Origin of the sequence: Kosakonia sp. YIM B13588, assembly GCF_042788165.1 — a bacterium.
GTDB lineage: Bacteria > Pseudomonadota > Gammaproteobacteria > Enterobacterales > Enterobacteriaceae > Kosakonia > Kosakonia sacchari.
The window spans coordinates 109,477-130,382 of the sequence record NZ_JBHZPO010000004.1 but is presented as its reverse complement, the minus strand read 5'-3'; the positions used below and the strand labels follow the sequence as shown (position 1 = coordinate 130,382).

General features: G+C 53.8%; 19 protein-coding genes, 1 other RNA gene and 1 pseudogene. 13 read left to right on the top strand and 8 right to left on the bottom strand.

Annotation, left to right across the window (positions count from 1 at the left end; translation table 11 throughout):
* Positions 1 to 611 precede the first annotated feature (611 nt).
* The 5 genes from rnpB to ACFX4U_RS09680 all read right to left on the bottom strand — a co-directional run bounded on the left by rnpB (position 612) and on the right by ACFX4U_RS09680 (position 5,324).
* Positions 612 to 990, bottom strand: an RNA gene (gene rnpB, locus ACFX4U_RS09700) — RNase P RNA component class A.
* Between the two features lie 32 nt (positions 991 to 1,022).
* Entirely contained in the window at positions 1,023 to 2,168 is a 1,146-nt protein-coding gene (gene garK / locus ACFX4U_RS09695; protein WP_313508950.1) for a glycerate 2-kinase, read from the bottom strand.
* A gap of 103 nt (positions 2,169 to 2,271) precedes the next feature.
* Entirely contained in the window at positions 2,272 to 3,162 is an 891-nt protein-coding gene (gene garR, locus ACFX4U_RS09690; RefSeq protein ID WP_305734915.1) for a 2-hydroxy-3-oxopropionate reductase, read from the bottom strand.
* Between the two features lie 31 nt (positions 3,163 to 3,193).
* Positions 3,194 to 3,964, bottom strand: a complete 771-nt coding sequence (gene garL / locus ACFX4U_RS09685) for a 2-dehydro-3-deoxyglucarate aldolase (protein ID WP_227122256.1) — start codon at positions 3,962 to 3,964, stop codon at positions 3,194 to 3,196.
* A gap of 25 nt (positions 3,965 to 3,989) precedes the next feature.
* Positions 3,990 to 5,324, bottom strand: a complete 1,335-nt coding sequence (locus tag ACFX4U_RS09680) for an MFS transporter (RefSeq protein ID WP_200552329.1) — start codon at positions 5,322 to 5,324, stop codon at positions 3,990 to 3,992.
* A gap of 444 nt (positions 5,325 to 5,768) precedes the next feature.
* Between ACFX4U_RS09680 and garD the strand changes: the two genes are divergently transcribed.
* A complete protein-coding gene (garD, locus tag ACFX4U_RS09675) occupies positions 5,769 to 7,340 on the top strand; it encodes a galactarate dehydratase (protein ID WP_200552330.1) in 1,572 nt (523 codons plus the stop codon).
* 58 nt (positions 7,341 to 7,398) lie between these two features.
* On the opposite strand, the gene ACFX4U_RS09670 is transcribed toward garD, so the two are convergent.
* Positions 7,399 to 8,208 carry a DeoR family transcriptional regulator gene (locus ACFX4U_RS09670; RefSeq protein ID WP_305734912.1) on the bottom strand — a complete coding sequence of 270 codons (810 nt, stop codon included), beginning with the start codon at positions 8,206 to 8,208 and terminating at the stop codon, positions 7,399 to 7,401.
* A gap of 247 nt (positions 8,209 to 8,455) precedes the next feature.
* Here ACFX4U_RS09670 and kbaZ point away from each other — a divergent pair, with 247 nt between their 5' ends.
* The 8 genes and pseudogenes from kbaZ (at position 8,456) to agaD (ending at position 15,146) form a co-directional block, all read left to right on the top strand.
* Positions 8,456 to 9,739: a tagatose-bisphosphate aldolase subunit KbaZ gene (kbaZ, locus tag ACFX4U_RS09665; RefSeq protein WP_313508958.1), complete on the top strand. Its 1,284-nt coding sequence runs from the start codon at positions 8,456 to 8,458 to the stop codon at positions 9,737 to 9,739.
* A gap of 22 nt (positions 9,740 to 9,761) precedes the next feature.
* Positions 9,762 to 10,064 (top strand): annotated as a pseudogene (locus tag ACFX4U_RS09660) (PTS sugar transporter subunit IIB).
* An 89-nt stretch (positions 10,065 to 10,153) separates the two neighbouring features.
* Complete coding sequence (gene agaF, locus ACFX4U_RS09655; RefSeq protein ID WP_313508961.1) at positions 10,154 to 10,588, top strand: PTS galactosamine/N-acetylgalactosamine transporter subunit IIA; 435 nt, start codon at positions 10,154 to 10,156, stop codon at positions 10,586 to 10,588.
* A gap of 316 nt (positions 10,589 to 10,904) precedes the next feature.
* Entirely contained in the window at positions 10,905 to 12,059 is a 1,155-nt protein-coding gene (locus tag ACFX4U_RS09650; RefSeq protein WP_349350402.1) for an SIS domain-containing protein, read from the top strand.
* Positions 12,059 to 12,919, top strand: a complete 861-nt coding sequence (gene kbaY / locus ACFX4U_RS09645; protein ID WP_313508966.1) for a tagatose-bisphosphate aldolase subunit KbaY — start codon at positions 12,059 to 12,061, stop codon at positions 12,917 to 12,919. The genes ACFX4U_RS09650 and kbaY overlap by 1 nt, the downstream gene beginning before the upstream one ends.
* Before the next feature lie 113 nt (positions 12,920 to 13,032).
* Positions 13,033 to 13,509: a PTS galactosamine transporter subunit IIB gene (agaB, locus tag ACFX4U_RS09640; RefSeq protein ID WP_017457379.1), complete on the top strand. Its 477-nt coding sequence runs from the start codon at positions 13,033 to 13,035 to the stop codon at positions 13,507 to 13,509.
* 52 nt (positions 13,510 to 13,561) lie between these two features.
* Positions 13,562 to 14,365, top strand: a complete 804-nt coding sequence (gene agaC / locus ACFX4U_RS09635; RefSeq protein ID WP_305734907.1) for a PTS galactosamine transporter subunit IIC — start codon at positions 13,562 to 13,564, stop codon at positions 14,363 to 14,365.
* Positions 14,355 to 15,146, top strand: coding sequence for a PTS galactosamine transporter subunit IID (gene agaD, locus ACFX4U_RS09630; RefSeq protein ID WP_017457377.1), 792 nt, complete (start codon positions 14,355 to 14,357; stop codon positions 15,144 to 15,146). The genes agaC and agaD overlap by 11 nt, the downstream gene beginning before the upstream one ends.
* A gap of 44 nt (positions 15,147 to 15,190) precedes the next feature.
* On the opposite strand, the gene rsmI is transcribed toward agaD, so the two are convergent.
* On the bottom strand, positions 15,191 to 16,051 hold the full coding sequence (gene rsmI, locus ACFX4U_RS09625) for a 16S rRNA (cytidine(1402)-2'-O)-methyltransferase (RefSeq protein WP_313508970.1): 861 nt from the start codon (positions 16,049 to 16,051) through the stop codon (positions 15,191 to 15,193).
* A 62-nt stretch (positions 16,052 to 16,113) separates the two neighbouring features.
* Between rsmI and ACFX4U_RS09620 the strand changes: the two genes are divergently transcribed.
* Genes ACFX4U_RS09620 through dolP form a run of 4 tightly spaced genes read left to right on the top strand, consistent with a single transcriptional unit; the run spans position 16,114 to position 19,803 of the window.
* Positions 16,114 to 18,252, top strand: a complete 2,139-nt coding sequence (locus ACFX4U_RS09620) for a penicillin-binding protein activator (RefSeq protein ID WP_313508972.1) — start codon at positions 16,114 to 16,116, stop codon at positions 18,250 to 18,252.
* Entirely contained in the window at positions 18,210 to 18,605 is a 396-nt protein-coding gene (locus ACFX4U_RS09615; protein WP_017457374.1) for a YraN family protein, read from the top strand. The genes ACFX4U_RS09620 and ACFX4U_RS09615 overlap by 43 nt, the downstream gene beginning before the upstream one ends.
* A gap of 22 nt (positions 18,606 to 18,627) precedes the next feature.
* Positions 18,628 to 19,218, top strand: a complete 591-nt coding sequence (gene diaA / locus ACFX4U_RS09610; protein WP_040016590.1) for a DnaA initiator-associating protein DiaA — start codon at positions 18,628 to 18,630, stop codon at positions 19,216 to 19,218.
* A 9-nt stretch (positions 19,219 to 19,227) separates the two neighbouring features.
* Positions 19,228 to 19,803 (top strand): division/outer membrane stress-associated lipid-binding lipoprotein, encoded by a 576-nt coding sequence (gene dolP / locus ACFX4U_RS09605; RefSeq protein ID WP_017457372.1) that lies wholly within the window; start codon positions 19,228 to 19,230, stop codon positions 19,801 to 19,803.
* Positions 19,804 to 19,861: 58 nt separating this feature from the next.
* On the opposite strand, the gene ACFX4U_RS09600 is transcribed toward dolP, so the two are convergent.
* Entirely contained in the window at positions 19,862 to 20,899 is a 1,038-nt protein-coding gene (locus ACFX4U_RS09600; RefSeq protein WP_313508976.1) for a permease, read from the bottom strand.
* Between the last annotated feature and the right edge of the window lie 7 nt (positions 20,900 to 20,906).

The window sequence follows — 20,906 nt, the reverse complement described above, 5'->3', positions numbered from 1 at the left end:
AAAACCCCCGCAAGATTGCTCCTGCGGGGGTCTTTAAGAGTCGAAACTAACCGATAAGCCGCGTTCTTTCATAGAAAGCGGAGTGGACAGTCATTCATCGTCCAGCACCAAAAGCAAAACCCCCGCAAGATTGCTCCTGCGGGGGGCTTTAAGAGTCGAAACTGACCGATAAGCCGCGTTCTTTCATAGAAAGCGGAGTGGACAGTCATTCATCGTCCAGCACCAAAAGCAAAACCTCCGCAAGATTGCTCCTGCGGGGGTCTTTAAGAGTCGAAACTGACCGATAAGCCGCGTTCTTTCATAGAAAGTGGAGTGGACAGTCATTCATCTTGCCTGTATCAGAAAGCAAAAACCCGCCGAAGCGGGGTTTTACCTGAATAGTCGAAACTGACCGATAAGCCGCATTCTTTCATAGAAAGCGGAGTGGACAGTCATTCATCTTGCCTGTATCAGAAAGCAAAACCCCCGCAAGATTGCACCTGCGGGGGTCTTTAAGAGTCGAAACTGACCGATAAGCCGCGTTCTTTCATAGAAAGCGGAGTGGACAGTCATTCATCGTCCAGCACCAAAAGCAAAACCCCCGCAAGATTGCTCCTGCGGGGGTCTTTAAGAGTCGAAACTGACCGATAAGCCGGGTTCTGTCGTGGACAGTCATTCATCTAGGCCAGCAATCGCTCACTGGCTCAAGCAGCCTACCCGGGTTCAGTACGGGCCGTACCTTGTGAACCCCTATTTGGCCTTGCTCCGGGTGGAGTTTACCGTGCCGCGAACTGTTGCCAGACGCGCGGTGCGCTCTTACCGCACCCTTTCACCCTTACCTGATCCCACTTGCGTGGGCCATCGGCGGTTTGCTCTCTGTTGCACTGGTCGTAGGCTTGCGCCTCCCAGGCGTTACCTGGCACCCTGCCCTATGGAGCCCGGACTTTCCTCCCCTCCGCCCGTCTCCCCCGAAGAGGACGACGACGAAGCGGCGACTGTCTGGTCAGCTTCGGCGCGCAGTATAGAGGGTTTGCTTGCGCCTGTCACCCTTCCGTCAACATTCCCACCTGCAAGGTGGCGGCAATATTGCGCGACGCACGATAAATATTGTCGAACGCGCCGCGAAACGCCTCTTCCAGCGTGCCGATGCTGGTCAGCACGCTAAATACCGCGTCAATGCCGTACTGGTGAACCACGCCCACATCGCTGGTCAAACTCCCGGCGATACCGATCACCGGCTTGTGGTATTTTTTGGCGACATGCGCCACGCCCACCGGCACTTTGCCGTGAATACTCTGGCTGTCGATGCGCCCTTCGCCCGTCACGACCAGTGTGCAATCATGAATATGCTCTTCGAGATTGAGCGCCTGCGTCACGATCTCAATGCCGCTGCGCAATTCCGCGCCGAGAAAAGCCATCAGCGCCGCGCCCATCCCGCCCGCTGCGCCGGAGCCCGGCACGTTTTTCACATCAACGCGCAATGATTTTTTAATGACATCGGCGAAATGGCTCAGGTTGCGATCCAGCTCGACAATCAACGCCTCCGTCGCCCCTTTTTGCGGACCAAAAATGCGTGATGCGCCCTGTTCGCCGATCAGCGGGTTAGTAACATCGCAGGCGACACGCAGTGTGCAGTGCTGCAAACGCGGATCGAGCCCGGAAATATCAATGGCGTTCAGACTTATCAGACTACCACCGCCGTGGCCGATTTCAGTCCCGTCAGCATCGGTTAGTTTCGCACCCAGCGCCTGCACCATACCCGCGCCGCCGTCGTTAGTTGCGCTACCTCCAATGCCGATAATAATTGTGGTCGCCCCCTGTTCCAGCGCGTGCAAAATAAGTTCCCCGGTGCCGCGCGAAGTGGTAATCAAAGGGTTACGTAATTCAGGTGGAACAAGCGCCAGCCCGCTCGCCGCCGCCATTTCAATAAACGCGGTTTTTCCGTCGCCAGACATCCCCCAGCAGGCTTCAACATGTTTACCCAGCGGTCCAGTGACGCGTGCGGTGTGCACCGTGCCATTTGTGGCGGCAATCATGGCTTCAACCGTACCTTCGCCACCATCCGCAACCGGAACAGAAACGTATTGAGCATCCGGGAAAATTTCCCGAAATCCTTTTTCTATCGCCTGCGCTACTTCAGTAGCTGAAAGGCTTTCTTTGTAAGAGTCTGGGGCGATTACGATTTTCATAGTTGTGAGCCTGATAGTGCCGCGCACTTCACCCTTCAGGCCAACAGCGGCCTGAAGAGGTGGATAAATAAGGAGTCAAGGGCGCAGCGCCGCGCCCTTCTTATTAACGAGTAACTTCGATCTTCGCCAGTTTCTCGTAGTAGCATGCCAGCGCGCTATGGTCGGCATTGCCCAGACCGTCAGCACGCAGCGCCTGCATCATCTCCATCACCGCAGCAGTCAGCGGCAGCTGCGCGCCCACGCCGTGCGAGGTATCCAGCGCATTGGAGAGATCTTTGATATGCAGATCAATACGGAAACCCGGTTTGAAGTTGCGATCCATCACCATCGGCGCTTTCGCATCCAGCACGGTGCTGCCCGCCAGACCACCACGAATTGCCTGGTAGACCAGATCCGGGTTAACGCCCGCTTTGGTCGCCAGCGTCAGCGCTTCGGACATGGCGGCAATGTTCAGCGCCACGATCACCTGGTTTGCCAGTTTGGTCACGTTGCCCGCGCCGATATCACCGGTATGCACCACAGACCCCGCCATCGCTTTCAGCAGATCGTAATATTTGTCGAAAATCGCTTTGTCACCGCCCACCATCACGGAAAGGGTGCCGTCGATGGCTTTCGGTTCGCCGCCGCTGACCGGCGCGTCCAGCATGTCAACGCCTTTCGCTTTCAGCGCATCGCTGATTTCACGGCTCGCCAGCGGTGCGATAGAGCTCATGTCGATAAGCACAGTACCAGGCTTCGCGCCTTCGATAATGCCGCCTTCGCCCAGCGCCACTTCTTTCACGTGCGGGGAGTTCGGCAGCATGGTGATAATCACATCGCACTGCTCTGCAACGGCTTTCGCGCTGGCTACGGCTTCGGCGCCTGCGGCAATCACTTCAGCCACGGCGTCCTGGTTACGGTCCACGACCACCAGTGAGTAACCGGCTTTAATGAGGTTTTTACTCATTGGTTTACCCATGATACCCAGGCCAATGAAACCAACTTTCATCGTCATAATTGCGTCTCTCTCTTTAATGGTGGTTTGATTATTTCTTAAAGGTGTCGGCCAGCTTCTGCGTGGCTGAGCGGAACACGCCAAGGTCGCTACCAACGGCCACCACGGTCGCGCCCCATTCAAGGTAGCGGCGTGCGTCGGCTTCAACCGGCGCCAGAATGCCGCTCGGTTTGTTGTGCGCTTTGGCGCGCGCAAAAATGTGTTGAATGGTGCGCTGCACTTCCGGGTGCGCGGCGTTGCCGATGTAACCCAGCGTGGCAGCCAGATCGCTCGGGCCAACAAACACGCCGTCTACGCCGTCGGTCGCAAGGATTGCGTCGAGGTTATCCACACCCGCCTGGCTTTCGATCTGCACCAGAATCGTGATGTTGGCGTTGGACTGGCGGAAGTAATCCGGCACGGTACCGAACATGTTGGCGCGGTGCGAAACAGAGACGCCGCGAATGCCTTCCGGCGGATAACGGGTCGCCGCCACGGCGTTCACCGCTTCTTCTTCGGTTTCGACGAACGGGATCAGGAAGTTATAGAAACCGATGTCCAGCAGGCGTTTGATAACCACCGGATCGTTGGTCGGAACCCGCACCACCGGCGCGCTAACGCTGCCCTTTAATGCCATTAATTGCGGTACAAAAGTGAGCACGTCGTTTGGGGCGTGTTCGCCGTCCAGCAGCAGCCAGTCAAAGCCTGCCAGGCCCAGAACTTCAGTGCTGATATGACTACCCAGCGCAGACCAACAACCGATTTGAATCTGTTGAGCCGCCAGCGCGGCCTTGAATTTGTTTGGGAAGATATCGTTATTCATCTTTTGTACCTTAATGAGTTGTTGCTTATTTCTTCAGTTCCATACGTTTGATGTCGCCAACCACGAACAGATAGCAGACCATCATCATCAGCGCTGAACAGCCTACGAACACCAACGCACCGTTGAAAGAATGCAACTCTTTAACCATGTATCCGATAACCAGCGGCGTCACGATAGAAGCCACGTTACCGAACACGTTGAATACACCACCGCACAGACCGACAATCTCTTTCGGCGCGACATCGGAAATCACCGGCCAGCCCAGCGCGCCAAAACCTTTACCGAAGAACGCCAGCGCCATCAGGGCGATAACCAGTACGGTGTTATCGGTGTAGTTACACAGAATGATGCTTGATGCCAGTAACATCCCAACCACGATAGGGAATTTACGCGCCACGGTCAGCGAGGAACCGCGCTTAATCAGGTAATCAGAGAAAAATCCGCCCAGCACGCCACCAGCAAAACCGCACAGCGCCGGAATGGAGGCAACAAACCCGACCTTGAGGATCGACATGCCTTTTTCCTGTACCAGATAAATCGGGAACCAGGTCAGGAAAAACCAGGTAATGGTATTCAGGAAGTACTGACCAAAAAACACGCCAAGCATCATGCGGTTGCACAGCAGTTGCTTGATGTAATCCATTTTAGGACCGGCGTTTTTACTGTCGTCCGTTTTTTTATGGTCCATATCCACGACCGCGCCATTTTGCTCGATGTACTCCAGCTCTTCGCGAGACATCCGAGGATGGTCAGTTGGGTTGTGGACAAATTTCACCCAGGCGAAGGTCAGCACAAAACCGATTACGCCCATTACGGTAAACACATGTTCCCAGCCCCAGGCGAAAGTCAGCCAGCCCAGCAGCGGCGAGAACAGCGCCAGAGAGAAGTACTGCGCGGAGTTAAAAATCGCAGAGGCCGTACCGCGCTCTTTCGCCGGGAACCAGGCCGCAACAATGCGGGCGTTCGCAGGGAACGAAGGCGCTTCAGAGAAGCCGAGCATAAAGCGCATGAAAAACATCGAAATCCCGGCCCAGGCGATCGGGAAAACATCAACAAAACCCTGCAAGAAGGTGAAGAGTGACCAGAAAAACAGACTGTAGGTATAAACCTTTTTCGAGCCGAAGCGGTCAAGCAACCAGCCGCCTGGGATTTGCATCAGCAGGTAAGCCCAGCCGAATGCAGAAAAGATGTAGCCCATCGAGACAGAATCAAGTTGCAGCTCTTTCGCAACCTCTGTCCCGGCAATGGACAGCGTAGCGCGGTCTGCATAGTTCACAGCAGTAACAATAAATATAATCAGCAAAATTAAATAACGGGTGGGTAAGCCCCGTTTTGTTTCAACGGCATGTTCAACAGTCATTTTAATTTCCTCGGGCACCGCTAACTTTAAAATATAATTATTGTGATGTTTCTTATCTGATTTTATTTAAGCACTCGAAACTATTATGAAACTATTATGAAACTATTATCAGATAATTGGCACTTCGATTTTATTAGCTCTCAGTATAATCAGCGCCATGATGTCACACACTGGAGGGTTGCTCAATTTTAAGCTTTTGCAAAAAGAATAATTTGAGCATATGCACATACGCCTGGGCGCTAATGCACAGATCTTGCATTAGACAGCCCCGCCAGACGGGAGATCACAATAATAAGTGACGCAGATCACATTTTATTATTTAAACTCCTGACATTCTTATTTCAGCAAATGAGATTTTTATTTCTGATATTAATTACAGAATAAAGAATGGTTCCTCTTTTTATTGAGTAATGCATCGTACAGTTAGCTGGAGATTACTTAACAATGTCCGACATTGAAATTAGACAGCAACCGCCAGGGGCGTTTTATATTAAGGTACACGACACGGATAATGTCGCGATCATCGTTAATGACAATGGCTTAAAAGCGGGAACCCGTTTTCCGGATGGACTTGAGCTTATTGAGCATATTCCGCAAGGCCATAAAGTGGCGCTGGTCGATATTCCCCATCACGGTGAAATCGTACGTTACGGTGAAGTGATTGGTTACGCTGTACGCGACATTGCACGCGGTAGCTGGATTGATGAATCTACCGTTGAGCTGCCAAAAGCGCCGCCGCTGAATACGCTGCCGCTGGCGACCAAAGTCCCTGAGCCGCTGCCGCCGCTGGAAGGTTACACCTTTGAAGGCTACCGCAATGCGGACGGCAGCGTCGGCACCAAAAACCTGCTGGGCATCACCACCAGCGTGCATTGCGTGGCGGGCGTTGTCGATTATGTCGTGAAGATTATCGAACGCGATCTGCTGCCAAAATACCCGAATGTGGACGGCGTCGTCGGTCTGAACCATCTCTATGGCTGCGGCGTGGCGATTAACGCACCGGCTGCGGTGATCCCGATTCGTACTATCCATAACCTCGCGCTGAACCCGAACTTTGGCGGTGAAGTCATGGTGATTGGTCTCGGTTGTGAAAAATTACAGCCGGAACGTCTGCTGCAAGGCACCGAAGATGTGCAGGCCATTCCGGTCGACAGCGCCAGCATAGTGCGTTTGCAGGATGAGCATCATGTAGGTTTTCGCTCAATGGTGGACGACATTCTGCAAGTGGCTGAACGCCACCTGGTGAAGCTCAATCAGCGCAAACGTGAAACCTGCCCGGCCTCCGAACTGGTTGTCGGCATGCAGTGCGGCGGCAGCGATGCGTTCTCCGGCGTTACTGCTAACCCGGCGGTTGGTTTTGCATCGGACCTGATTATTCGCTGCGGCGGCACGGTGATGTTCTCGGAAGTGACCGAAGTGCGCGATGCGATCCACTTACTGACGCCGCGCGCCATTAACGAAGAAGTGGGCAAACGCCTGCTGGAAGAGATGGCCTGGTACGATAACTATCTTGATATGGGCAAAACCGACCGCAGCGCCAACCCCTCTCCGGGGAACAAAAAAGGCGGTCTGGCGAACGTGGTTGAGAAAGCGCTGGGCTCCATCGCGAAATCCGGTAAGAGCGCCATTTCTGAAGTGCTCTCTCCCGGCCAGCGCCCGACCAAACGCGGCCTGATTTACGCGGCAACACCGGCGAGTGACTTCGTCTGTGGTACTCAACAGGTCTCTTCCGGGATTACGTTGCAGGTCTTCACCACCGGTCGCGGTACGCCTTACGGCCTGGTTGCAGTACCGGTGATTAAGATGGCGACGCGTACCGAACTGGCGAACCGCTGGTATGACTTAATGGATATTAACGCCGGGACGATCGCCACGGGCGAAGAGACGATTGAGGATGTGGGCTGGAAGCTGTTCCACTTCATCCTGGATGTCGCCAGCGGTCGTAAGAAAACCTTCTCGGATCAGTGGGGCCTGCACAACCAACTGGCGGTGTTTAACCCGGCTCCGGTGACCTGATTTTTATAAGAAAGCAGTAAACCTCAACCTTTAAGCATGGCTTCGGCCATGCTTTTTTTTATTGCTTCACCAGTAGCACGTCGATACCGCTTTTCTGCAACCCATGCAGGCTTTCCACCGGAATACCTTCATCCGTAATGATCATATCAATGCGTTGCGTGTCGATAATTTTGTGCAAACTCAAACGGTTAAACTTGCTGGAATCGGTTACCACAATAATGCGCTCCGCGACTTCGCACATCCGTCGGTTCAGCCGCGCCTCATCTTCGTTATGCGTGCTGACGCCGCGTTCAAGATCGATGGCATCAACGCCGAGAAAAAGGATGTCGAAATGGTAATTCTGTAGTGATTGCTCCGCCTGATCGCCATAGAAAGACTGCGACTGACGGCGCAAGTGCCCTCCAGTCATCAGCAATTCAACCCCTTCAGCATCGAGCAATGCATTCGCGACGTTCATCCCATTGGTCATCACAATGACGTCCTGATGTTGCTTCATCATGCGCGCAATTTCATACGTCGTGGTTCCCGAATCGAGAATAACCCGATGCCCTGGCTTGATCATGTCAGCCGCCGCAAGCGCAATCCCCCGCTTCAGCCCGGTATTTAAGGCGCTTTTATCTTCAACAGAAGGCTCGGTTGCCGGTGCGTTACCGTCACAGATCAGCGCCCCGCCATACGCGCGCACGGCAATTCCCTGTTTTTCCAGGAAAGCGAGATCGTTGCGGATTGTGACGGTGGATACGCCAAAAAGAGTAGATAAATCATTAACCTGTACGCTTCCCTGCTGCCGTAGCCGCTGAATGATCTGCTCACGCCTTTCGCTCGTACCGATGGTGCGCTTTTCGGGTGAGGTATTAATGCTGGCCATAAGAAATCCTTTATCTGAACTTTCGTTTCATTTCGATTTGCTTATTAAACCTGACTTCATAAGGAATGCAAGCGTGAAATGGAAAGCTACTCCCGGAAAGCACCGGCAAGAATCTTTCATTATGTTTGTTTTGTGAAACAGATCGGAAAAGCATTATCTTTCATTTTATTTTTAAGAGAACATCCATCAGGATAAAAGGAAATGAAACGAAAGAATTAAACCTAAAGACGCTAAAAAGGAGAGGAAAGTGAAACACCTTACCGCGCTGATAAATCACCACAAAGAGGGCGACAAGAAAGGGATCTACGCCGTTTGTTCTGCCCATCCGCTGGTGCTTGAAGCCGCCATCCGATTTGCCGCCGCTCATCACCACCCCTTACTCATTGAGGCGACATCCAATCAGGTCGATCAATTTGGCGGCTACACCGGCATGACACCGGCGCAGTTTCACGCTTTCGTTTGCCAGCTTGCCGATAAGCTGAACTTCCCACGCGCGCAGTTGATTTTGGGTGGCGATCATCTTGGCCCGAATCGCTGGCAAACGTTACCCGCCGCCGACGCCATGTCGCATGCTGAAGAGCTGATTACGCATTACGTCACGGCGGGTTTCAAAAAAATCCATCTCGACTGCAGCATGTCGTGCGCCGATGATCCCACGCCGCTTACCGATGAGATTGTAGCGGCACGCGCCGCAAGACTGGCACAGGTGGCCGAAGCGGCCTGTATCGCGCAAGCGGGCGAAAGCGATTTGGTTTACGTCATCGGCACTGAAGTTCCCGTCCCTGGTGGTGCCCATGAAACGCTGACCGAGCTTGCCGTTACCTCACCCGATGCCGCACGCGCCACGTTACAGGCGCATCGCATCGCGTTTGAACGCCAGGGGCTAAGCAATATCTGGCCGCGCATCATCGCGCTGGTGGTCCAGCCTGGCGTTGAATTCGATAACAGCCATGTCGTGGATTACCAGCCGCAAAAAGCCAGCGCCCTGAGCAAAATGGTTGAGGATCAGCCGACACTGGTGTTTGAAGCCCACTCCACGGATTACCAGACGCCGCAGTCACTGCGTCAGTTGGTTCACGATCACTTTGCTATTTTGAAAGTCGGCCCGGCGCTCACTTTCGCCCTGCGCGAAGCGCTGTTCGCCCTGGCGGCTATCGAAGAGGAGTTGCTTCCCGCGCGCGCCTGTTCCGATCTTCGCCACGTGCTGGAAAATGTCATGCTCGACCGCCCTGAGTACTGGCAAAGCCATTATCACGGTGACAGCCACGCCCGCCGCCTGGCGCGAGATTATAGCTATTCAGACCGCGTGCGTTACTACTGGCCGGATAGCCAGATTGATGACTCCTACGCACGACTGGTACGTAACCTGGCCGATCAGACCATTCCACTTCCGCTCATCAGCCAGTACCTGCCGCTCCAGTACGCCAGAGTGCGTGAGCACAAGCTGAGCGCAACGCCCAACGCGCTGATTATTGATCACATCCAGGACGTGCTGCGTCAGTACCACGCCGCCTGTCAGGGCGTGGTCTGATAACCATTAACAGGAAAACGCTATGCCAAACACCGTGTTAAGCCGTATTGATGAACGCTTAATCCACGGCCAGGTGGGGGACAATGGGTTGGGTTTGCCGGGGCGAACCTGGTACGGGTGGCCAACGATGAAGTTGCCAACGATCCCGTACAGCAAAATTTGCTGGAAATGGTGCGTTTCTGGTCGCTGTAAAAGCAGATCGTCAAAACAGTCTGTCGACGCCTGCGACATTACAGCGTTCAATGTATTGAAAGCCAACGGCATGGAGTGCCTGGTACAAAGTGTACCGACAGAAGTCGCACTGAACATCTTCACACAACATTAAGGCAATTTTATGGAAATCAGTTTGTTACAGTCTGTCGCGCTGGCTATTGTCGGTAAATTTGCACACTTTCTCTGAATTAAGGAGTCACGATGCTGGGAATTATTCTTTGTGGACACGGTGGTTTCGCCAGTGGAATGGCAAGGGCTATGACGCAAATTCTGGGTGAGCAGTCGCAATTTATTGCTATCGATTTTCCGGAAACCTCAACGACCGCCTTGCTGACAGAACAACTCGAAGAGGCGGTTAACACGCTAAGTGGCAACGAGGGAGTGGTGTTTCTCACCGATCTACTGGGCGGCACGCCATTTCGTGTCGCGTCGACTTTAGCCATGCAGCAACCGAACCGTGAAGTCATTACCGGCACCAATCTGCAACTGCTGCTGGAAATGGCACTTGAACGGGATGAATTAAGCTGTGAAGCGTTTCGTACACAAGCGCTTGAGTGCGGCCATCGTGGCCTGACGAGCCTCGCCGATGAACTGGGGCGTTGCCGCGATGAACAACATATTGAAGAAGGGATCTGACAGATGAGATCACGGTCAATGCAATAACCCGGCCCCCCTTTGTAGTCCTTTTTCTTGTCTGTTATTTGGGCATGGTGCGGTTATCGCGCCATGCCTTTTCTTTCGCTTTCGCTTTTCAGCCCCCTTTCTTTTGTTTATTTAAATTTCACTTCCTTTGCTTTAATGATCACAATTTTCGATTTATTGCCATTTTTGCATTGATCTTTCAATTAACTTTCGTTAGCTTTCATTTAACGAGAAAAATATTTTAATGAAACGAAATGAAAGGTTTCTTTCCTGCTCACTTTCGTGACCGTGCATGAATAAGGAATACGCTATGAGTGAAATGCTTTCCGGGCGAACAACTACGCCAACCTGGACCGAACGAGAAATTCGTCAACAACCGGCGTGCTGGATTGCCTCGCTTGAAAATATCGATCGCCAGCGCGATGAGTTTGATGCGTTTTTACAGCCCGTTTTATCAATACAAAACCTTAAAATTATTCTTACTGGCGCAGGGACTTCCGCCTTTATTGGCGACATTATTGCTCCCTGGCTTGCACGCCACACCGGGAAAAATATTACCGCAGTACCGACCACCGACCTGGTCACCAACCCTGCGGACTATCTTCAGGAAACGCAACCGACACTGCTGGTATCCTTCGGGCGCTCTGGCAACAGCCCGGAAAGTGTCGCGGCCGTTAACCTGGCGGACCAGCTCGTCAGGCAGTGTTATCACCTTGCGATCACCTGCAACGAAGCCGGCGCGCTGTACCAGAATGCTGAGGCCAGCCGCCACGGCAAGGCGCTGTTGATGCCTACCGAAACGCACGATCGTGGCTTCGCCATGACCAGCAGCATCACCACCATGATGGCAAGTTGCCTTGCCCTCTTCGCCCCCGATGTCATTAGCACAGCGCGTTTTCGTGATGTTGCCGCACGCTGCCAGCAAATCATTCACTCGCTCGGGGATTTCTCCGCTGGCGTATTCGGGGATTTACCCTTTAAACGCGTTGTCTATCTCGGTAGCGGCGGGTTGCAGGGCGTAGCGAGAGAGTCGGCGCTCAAAGTGCTGGAATTAACCGCCGGCAAACTGGTTGCCTTCTACGATTCTCCTACTGGCTTTCGTCACGGCCCTAAATCACTGATTGATAACGAAACGCTGGTTGTCGTGTTTATGTCGAGCCACCCTTACACACGCCTCTACGATCGCGATCTGCTGGCAGAGCTTCACCGAGAAAACCAGGCACTGCGCATTGTCTCTGTCAGTGCATCACCAGAGCGCGCGCTCCCAGCAGACGCACAGATTACGCTGCCCCCTGCCCGCGAATTTCTGGATGTCGAGCAGGTATTTTGTTTCCTGATGTACGCGCAGGTATTTGCCCTCACTCAGTCGATAAAAGCCGGGATCACCCCCGATACCCCGTCCCAGAGCGGAACGGTGAACCGTGTGGTACAGGGCGTCGTCATTCATCCGTGGCAGGAGGCGTAATGAGCATTATCTCGACCAAATATCTTTTGCAGGACGCGCAGGCGAAAGGCTACGCCATCCCGGCGTTCAATATCCATAATGCAGAAACCATTCAGGCCATCCTTGAAGTTTGCCAGGAGATGCGTTCACCGGTGATCCTTGCCGGTACCCCTGGCACTTATAAACACATCGCCATCGAAGAGATCTATGCGCTGTGTGACGCTTACTCAGCCAGTTATCACATGCCTGTAGCGCTCCATTTGGATCATCACGAATCGCTGGATGATATCCGCCGCAAGGTCAATATCGGCGTGCGCAGCGCCATGATCGACGGCAGCCATCTCCCTTTCGATGACAATGTCCGGCTGGTTAAATCCGTAGTCGATTTCTGTCATAGCCAGGATTGTAGCGTCGAAGCGGAACTGGGGCGCCTTGGTGGCATGGAAGACGACATGAGTGTGGACGAGGAAAGTGCTTTTCTGACGTCACCGCAGGATGCGCGACGCTTCGTCGAATTAACCGGCGTTGACAGCCTCGCCGTCGCTATTGGTACGGCGCACGGCCTGTATACGAAACCGCCGAAGCTCGACTTTCAGCGCCTTGCCGCTATCCGTAATGTGGTGGATGTTCCTCTGGTGCTGCACGGTGCCAGTGATGTTCCCGACGAATTTGTCCGTCGGGCGATTGAATTAGGTATTTGCAAGGTCAACGTCGCGACGGAACTGAAAATTGCGTTCGCTGCGGCGGTGAGAAAGTGGTTTGACGAGAACCCTGACGGTAACGATCCGCGTTACTACATGCGGATCGGTATGGATGCGATGAAAGACGTTGTGAGAAGTAAGGTCACGGTCTGCGGTTCTACCGACAAGCTGGAGAAATAAGGAACTATTTTGGGCGCACGGACGCAGCCTTTACGTCATTACATGTTGTAAGCATCACTGGAATAAATATTAAAAAGGAACATATCCGTATTAATTAATGACAGGACAATAGTATGAGCTCACCGAATATTTTACTAACACGCATCGATAACCGTCTCGTCCATGGGCAGGTGGGCGTTACCTGGACATCGGCTATCGGTGCCAATTTGCTTGTCGTCGTAGACGATGACGTCGCAAAAGATACCTTGCAGCAAAAACTGATGGGCATAACAGCAGAAACCTATGGCTTTGGTATCCGCTTCTTTTCGCTGGAAAAAACAATAAATATTCTCGATAAGGCTGCGCCTCATCAAAAAATTTTCCTCATCTGCCGCACGCCAGAAACGGTACGAAAACTGATTGAAGGTGGCGTGAAACTTCACGACGTCAACGTCGGCAACATGCATTTTTCTGCGGGGAAAAAACAGATAAGCAGCAAAGTCTATGTCAATGAACAGGACCTGGACGATCTGCGTTTTATCAAACATCACGGGGCCCATATTTTCATTCAGGATGTTCCCGGCGATACAAAAACCGATATTCCCGACTGAGCTTTTTTGTCGGCCAACGATGGTAAGCAACGCTCTCTGATGAGGCTGAAAAATGCATGAAATAACGCTAATACAGGGATTATCCCTGGCGGCTCTGGTTTTTATTCTCGGCATTGATTTCTGGCTGGAAGCATTATTCCTGTTCAGACCAATCATTGTTTGTACCCTGACAGGCGCGATCCTCGGGGACATTCATATCGGGTTAATCACCGGCGGCTTAACCGAACTCGCTTTCGCAGGCTTAACCCCGGCGGGCGGTGTACAACCGCCAAACCCGATTATGGCGGGCGTAATGACAACGGTCATCGCGTGGTCCACGGGTGTCGACGCCAAAACAGCAATCGGTCTTGGGCTGCCGTTTAGCCTGTTAATGCAGTACATCATTCTGTTCTTCTACTCCGCTTTTTCGTTATTTATGTCGAAAGCGGATAATTACGCCAGCACGGGCGATACCCGGGCCTTTGCGCGCCTTAACTGGCTCACCACGCTGATTGTCGCCTGTTCATACGCCATTATCGCGTTTCTGTGTACCTACATGGCACAGGGCGCAATGCAGGCACTGGTGAAGGCAATGCCTGGCTGGCTGACACACGGCTTTGAAGTGGCGGGCGGCATTTTGCCAGCGGTCGGTTTCGGCTTGCTCTTACGCGTCATGTTTAAAGCGCAATACATTCCCTACCTGATCGCCGGGTTTCTGTTCGTCTGTTATATCCAGGTCAGCAACCTGCTGCCGGTTGCCGTTTTAGGAGCCGGTTTCGCAGTTTATGAATTCTTCAATGCGCGGGCGAAAAACCAGGCTCAACCGCAGGCAGAAAGCAACCCCAGCGATAAAGAGGACTACAGCAATGGCATCTGAAATCAGTAAGAAAGATATTACCCGGTTAGGTTTCCGTTCGTCCGTGCTGCAAGCCAGTTTTAACTATGAAAGGATGCAGGCTGGCGGTTTTACCTGGGCGATGCTGCCGCTTTTGAAAAAGATTTATAAGGATGATAAAGACGGCTTAAGCGCGGCAATGAAAGACCATCTGGAATTTATTAATACCCACCCCAACCTGGTTGGTTTTTTGATGGGGCTGCTTATCTCAATGGAAGAGAAAGGGGAAAACCGCAGCACCATTAAGGGGCTAAAAGTGGCGCTGTTTGGCCCGATTGCGGGGATTGGTGATGCCATTTTCTGGTTTACGCTGTTACCGATTATGGCGGGTATCTGTTCCTCTTTTGCCAGCCAGGGCAACCTGCTTGGCCCGATACTTTTCTTTGCGGTCTACCTGGCGATTTTCTTTTTGCGCGTCGGCTGGACACACGTTGGTTATTCTGTGGGTGTTAAAGCGATTGATAAAGTTCGGGAAAACTCACAAATGATCGCAAGATCGGCAACAATCCTTGGGATTACCGTTATCGGCGGTCTGATTGCCTCGTATGTGCATATCAATGTAATCACCACCTTTCCCATTGATGAAACACACAGCGTCGCGCTACAGAAAGACTTTTTTGACAAGGTGTTCCCAAACATTTTGCCAATGGGGTATACGCTGCTGATGTATTATCTGCTGCGTGCGAAAAAGACTCACCCGGTGGTGCTGATTGCGGTGACATTTGTGCTGTCCATTATTGCCTCAGCGTTGGGTATTCTCTGACAGAGCCGGGGCGCAAAGCTACTGCGCCCCGCTCATAATGCGGCTTACTCTTGCTGTTCCAGCGCGTATTTATACAGGGCGTTTTTCTTCACGCCGTGGATTTCTGCCGCCAGCGCTGCCGCTTTTTTCAGCGGCAGCTCGGTTTGCAGTAACGCCAGCGTGCGCAACGCATCGGCGGGCAACTCATCTTCCTGCGCCTTGTGCCCTTCGACGATCAGTACCATCTCACCTTTACGGCGATTCTCATCCTCTTTTACCCATGCCAGCAGCTCGCCCACCGGCGCACCCTGAATGGTTTCCCAGGTTTTGGTCAGCTCGCGCGCCAGTACCACGTAACGGGATTCACCCCATACGGCGACCATATCTTCCAGGCTTTCCAGCAGGCGGTGCGTGGATTCATAAAAAATCAGCGTACGGCTTTCGGTTTCCAGCGCTTTGAGCGTATCGCGACGTCCTTTCGATTTGGCGGGCAGAAAACCTTCATAACAGAAACGATCCGATGGCAGCCCGGCGGCGCTTAACGCAGCAATGGCCGCGCACGGACCCGGCAGCGGCACCACGCGGATACCCGCCTCGCGGCAGGTACGCACCAGGTGGTAGCCCGGATCGTTAATCAGCGGCGTTCCGGCGTCGGAAACCAGCGCAATGTTCTGCCCCTCTTTCAGCTTCGCCACCAGCGTTTCGGCTTTTTGCTGTTCATTATGGTCATGCAGCGCAAACAAACGGGCATTAATGGCGAAGTGCTGGAGCAATAAACCAGTGTGGCGGGTGTCTTCAGCGGCAATTAAATCAACGGCTTGTAACACGTTAAGCGCGCGCTGCGTAATATCAGCCAAATTCCCGATAGGAGTAGGTACAATAAAGAGCTGACCTTGAGAATTCTCCGCCGATTCGTGTTGTTTCATTGTTTCATCCGTATTGCCGATTTAATATTGAGCATTGCGTAAAAATTATCACTGGATACAGTATGCTACCGTCAAGATTTCTACGTTCGAAAGCCACGCGCTGCCTGCCTGTGGTGCTCGCCGCCCTGCTGTTTGCAGGCTGCGGCACGCAATCGACAGACCAGAGCGCCTCGCATATGCAGGGCGAAGCCCAGGCCGATTCTGGCTATTACCTGCAGCAGATGCAGCAAAGCACAGATGATAGCAAGACCAACTGGCAATTACTCGCCATTCGTGCACTGCTGAAAGAGGGAAAAACCCAGCAGGCCGGCGAACTGTTTGCCAAGTTGCCGCAGGATCTGAGCGATAACCAGCGCAAAGAACGCACGTTGCTCGCTGCCGAAATGAAACTGGCGCAGAAGGATTTTGCCGGTGCGAAGGCGCAACTCAACGAACTCGATCCCGCCGATCTTGAGCAAAACCAGCAAGCGCGTTACTGGCAAATTGGCATTTCCGCCTCGCAAGGCAAACCTTCTCTGACGCTGCTGCGCGCGCTTATTGCCCAGCAACCGCTGTTGAGTAAACCAGAAGAGAAGCAAAAAAACATCGACGCCACCTGGCAAGCGCTGGCCTCAATGACGCAAGATCAAGCCAGAGCGCTGGTGATAAACGCCGATGAAGTGACGCTGCAAGGCTGGCTCGACCTGCAACGCATGTGGTTCGACAACCGCAACGATCCCAATATGCTGAAAGCAGGCATTACCGACTGGCAAACGCGCTACCCGCAAAACCCGGCGGCGAAAATGCTGCCTACGCAGTTGTCGAACATGCAAAACTTTAAACCGGCGGCAACCAACAAAATCGCGCTGCTGTTACCGCTAAATGGTCAGGCATCGGTATTTAGCCGCGCTATCCAGCAAGGTTTTGAAGCGGCGAAAAACGGCATCGCCCCGGTTTCCGGCCCGGCGGTTCCACAGCAAGTTGCGCAGGCCGCCACCGCAGCCGTTGTCAGCCCATCAAACGCTAACGTGAATGATCTGACTAACGCCCCGGCGCAGCAAAATGCGGCTGCACCGGATGCACAACAAGCGCAAGCGCCGGATAGCGCAGCGCAAAGTGAGGCAGCAACAACGAATTCCGCCGCCACTGCTCAGCAGGATCCGGCAGCCACAACGCCCGCTCAGCCGACCGACGCCAATGCGACGCAACCAGTCGCCGCACCTGCGGTGGCAGGCACGCCAGCGAACCCCGGTGCTGAGCTGAAAGTTTACGATACCAGCGCGCAGCCGATGGATCAGATCCTCAATCAGGTTCAGCAGGACGGCGCCAGCATCGTGGTCGGTCCGCTGCTGAAAAACAATGTTGAAGAGCTGATGCGCAGCAACACGTCGCTGAACGTGCTGGCGCTCAACCAACCGGAACATGTCGAAAACCGTGCCAACATTTGCTACTTCGCCCTCTCGCCAGAGGATGAAGCTCACGATGCCGCGCGCCATATCTTTGAGCAGGGCCGTCATGCGCCGCTGTTGCTGGTGCCACGCAGCGCGTTGGGTGAACGCGTTAGTACTGCGTTTGCCGATGAGTGGAAAAAACTGGGCGGCGGCGTTGTGCTGGCGCAGAAATTTGGCTCCACCGCTGAATTGCGTATGGGGCTGAACGGTCGCTCTGGCATCGCCCTGACCGGTAGCCCGGTTGCCTCCAGTCTGCCGCAGCAGCCAGGCGTGACGGTTGGCGGTCTGAATATTCCGGCTCCGCCGACGGATGCACAAATTAGCGGTAGCGGCAGCGTTGACGCGGTGTATATCGTCGCCACACAGGATGAAATCGCGCTGATTAAACCGATGATCACCCTGCGGACCGGCAGCCAGAGCGGCGTGATGCTGTACGCCAGCTCACGCAGTGCGCAGGGCGGCGCCGGTCCGGATTTCCGCCTTGAAATGGAAGGCCTGCAATTCAACGAAATTCCGATGCTTGCCGGGGCAAACCCGGCGCTGATGCAGCAAGCGCTGAAAAGCGTGAATAACGACTACTCGCTGGCGCGTCTGTACGCAATGGGCGCGGATGCCTGGTCGCTGGCGAATAACTTCTCGCAAATGCGTCAGGTGCCGGGTTTTGAGCTGAACGGCAATACCGGCGATTTAACCGCTACACAGGACTGCGTGATCAACAGGAAGTTGTCATGGCTCAAATACCAACAGGGGCAAATCGTCCCGGCGAATTAAGCCGTAAGCAGACCGGCGACGTGTGGGAAGCGAAAGCGCGTCGCCTGCTGGAAAGCAAAGGACTGCACTTTATCGCCGCCAATGTGCGCGAGCGCGGCGGCGAAATCGATCTGATAATGCGACACGGTAAGACGACCGTGTTTATTGAAGTGCGCTATCGAAAGTCGGCGCGTTTTGGCGGTGCAGCAAGCAGCGTCACCCGCGCCAAGCAAGCCAAACTGCTGCATACCGCGCGTTTATGGCTGGCCCGGCACAATGGGAGTTTTGACACTGTGGATTGCCGGTTTGATGTGGTAGCCTTCACCGAAAATGATGTTGAGTGGATACCCAACGCCTTTAACGACCACTCATGATTGCTCAATGATAGGGATTACCGTGCTCGAACGAATTAAAGTCTGCTTTACGGAAAGCATTCAAACCCAAATTGCGGCGGCGGAAGCGCTACCTGATGCCATTTCCCGAGCAGCCATGACGATGGTTCACTCCCTGCTGAATGGCAACAAAATCCTCTGTTGTGGCAACGGTACATCTGCCGCCAACGCACAGCATTTTGCTGCCAGCATGATCAACCGTTTTGAAACAGAACGACCTAGTTTACCTGCCATTGCACTTAATACCGATAATGTGGTCTTAACCGCGATAGCAAATGACCGTCTGCATGATGAAATTTATGCCAAGCAGGTTCGGGCGCTCGGCCATACCGGCGATATTTTGTTGGCCATCTCAACGCGTGGTAACAGTCGCGATATCGTTAAAGCCGTCGAAGCGGCGGTAACGCGCGATATGTCGATCATTGCGTTAACTGGCTACGACGGTGGCGAGCTGGCGGGTCTGCTGGGGCCGCAGGATGTCGAAATTCGTATTCCTTCCCACCGCAGCGCGCGCATCCAGGAAATGCATATGCTGACGGTAAATTGCTTATGCGATCTGATTGATAACACGCTTTTTCCTCACCAGGATGATTAAGGAGTACACATGAAGGCATTTACGCCCCTCGCAGTCCTTATTTCCGCGCTGCTGTTACAGGGTTGTGTTGGCGCAGTGGTGGTAGGTTCCGCAGCCGTGGGCACAAAAGCCGCGACGGATCCACGGACCGTTGGCACCCAGGTGGATGACAGCACGCTGGAGCTGCGCGTGAATAGCGCGCTGTCGAAAGACGAACAAATTAAGAAAGAAGCGCGTGTTAACGTCACCGCCTACCAGGGGAAAGTGCTGCTGACCGGCCAGGCGCCGAATACCGATCTCTCTTCGCGGGCAAAACAGATTGCCGTTGGTGTGGAAGGGACAACCGAAGTCTTTAACGAGATCCGCCAGGGTCAGCCAATTGGTCTGGGCACGGCCTCTTCCGATACCTGGATCACCACCAAAGTGCGCTCGCAGTTGCTGAGCAGCGACCAGGTGAAATCGTCAAACGTGAAAGTGACGACGGAAAACGGTGAAGTATTCCTGATGGGGCTGGTCACCGAGCGTGAAGGCCGTGCCGCCGCAGATATCGCCAGCCGCGTAAGCGGGGTGAAACACGTGACAACCGCCTTTACCCTGCTTAAATAAACCCGCAGTCATGAAAAAGCCCGGTCAAAACCGGGCTTTTTTTCGCGCAGTAGTTAGCTTACAGCAGCGCAATAGTTCCGGTTATCATCCCGCACAGCGCCACCAGGCCGCCGGTCAGCCACAGGGCTTTCGCCGGGAAAGATTTACGCAGCATAACGAGCGATGGCAGGCTAACCGCCGGCAGCGTGATCAGCAGCGCCAGGGCAGGCGCCATGCCCATCCCCGCCAGCATCATGGTTTGCACAATGGGAATTTCTGCCGCCGTGGGGATAACAAACAGGCAACCGACAATCGCCATCGCAATCACCCACAGCAATGTGTTATCCACCGCGCCATCCGCATGCGGGAACAGCCAGACGCGCGCCGCACCGAGAACCAGCACCGCGAGGATATAGACCGGAATGGTGCTCCAGAACAGTTGCCATAACGCCTTGCCCCAGCGCGCCATAAAGCTGCCCTGCGGCTCCGGTAAGGTGATTTCCACCGGCTCTGACTGTTGCGGGCTATCCTTCACCAGCATCTGTACCAGTGTTGCCACACCGAGCACGGTGACCAGACCGGCAACCAGGCGGATTACCGCGAAATGCCAGCCAAGCACAAACCCCATAAACACCAGCGTCGCCGGGTTCAGTAGCGGGTTGCCCATCCAGAATGCCAGCGCACCGCCCATGGAAACGCGCTGACGCCGCATGCCTGCCGCCACCGGGGCAGCACAGCAAGAGCACATCATGCCGGGCAGAGAAAATAACGTACCAAACAAGGTGCCGCTAAAGTGCTTTTGCCCCAGCGTGCGCAGCAACCAGTCGCGCGGGATAAGCACCTGAATCAGCGAGCCGAGCAGCACGCCGAGTACGGCAGCTTTCCAGACTGCGAGAAAATAGACCATGGCATAATCAAGCGCCGCCTGAAACGGGCTGGAGTCGGCCTGGGAAAGAATGGATTTACCGATACTGTGTGTCTCGGCGGCGGTGAATGCTTTGCCGTAATAAGGCTGCCATTTCACATACCAAAGACCAACGATAACAACAAGAAAGAACAGAGCGGGTTTCCACCATTGAACAGGTGTCGCCGCTTGAGGTGAAGACTGACCAGTCATAACATTC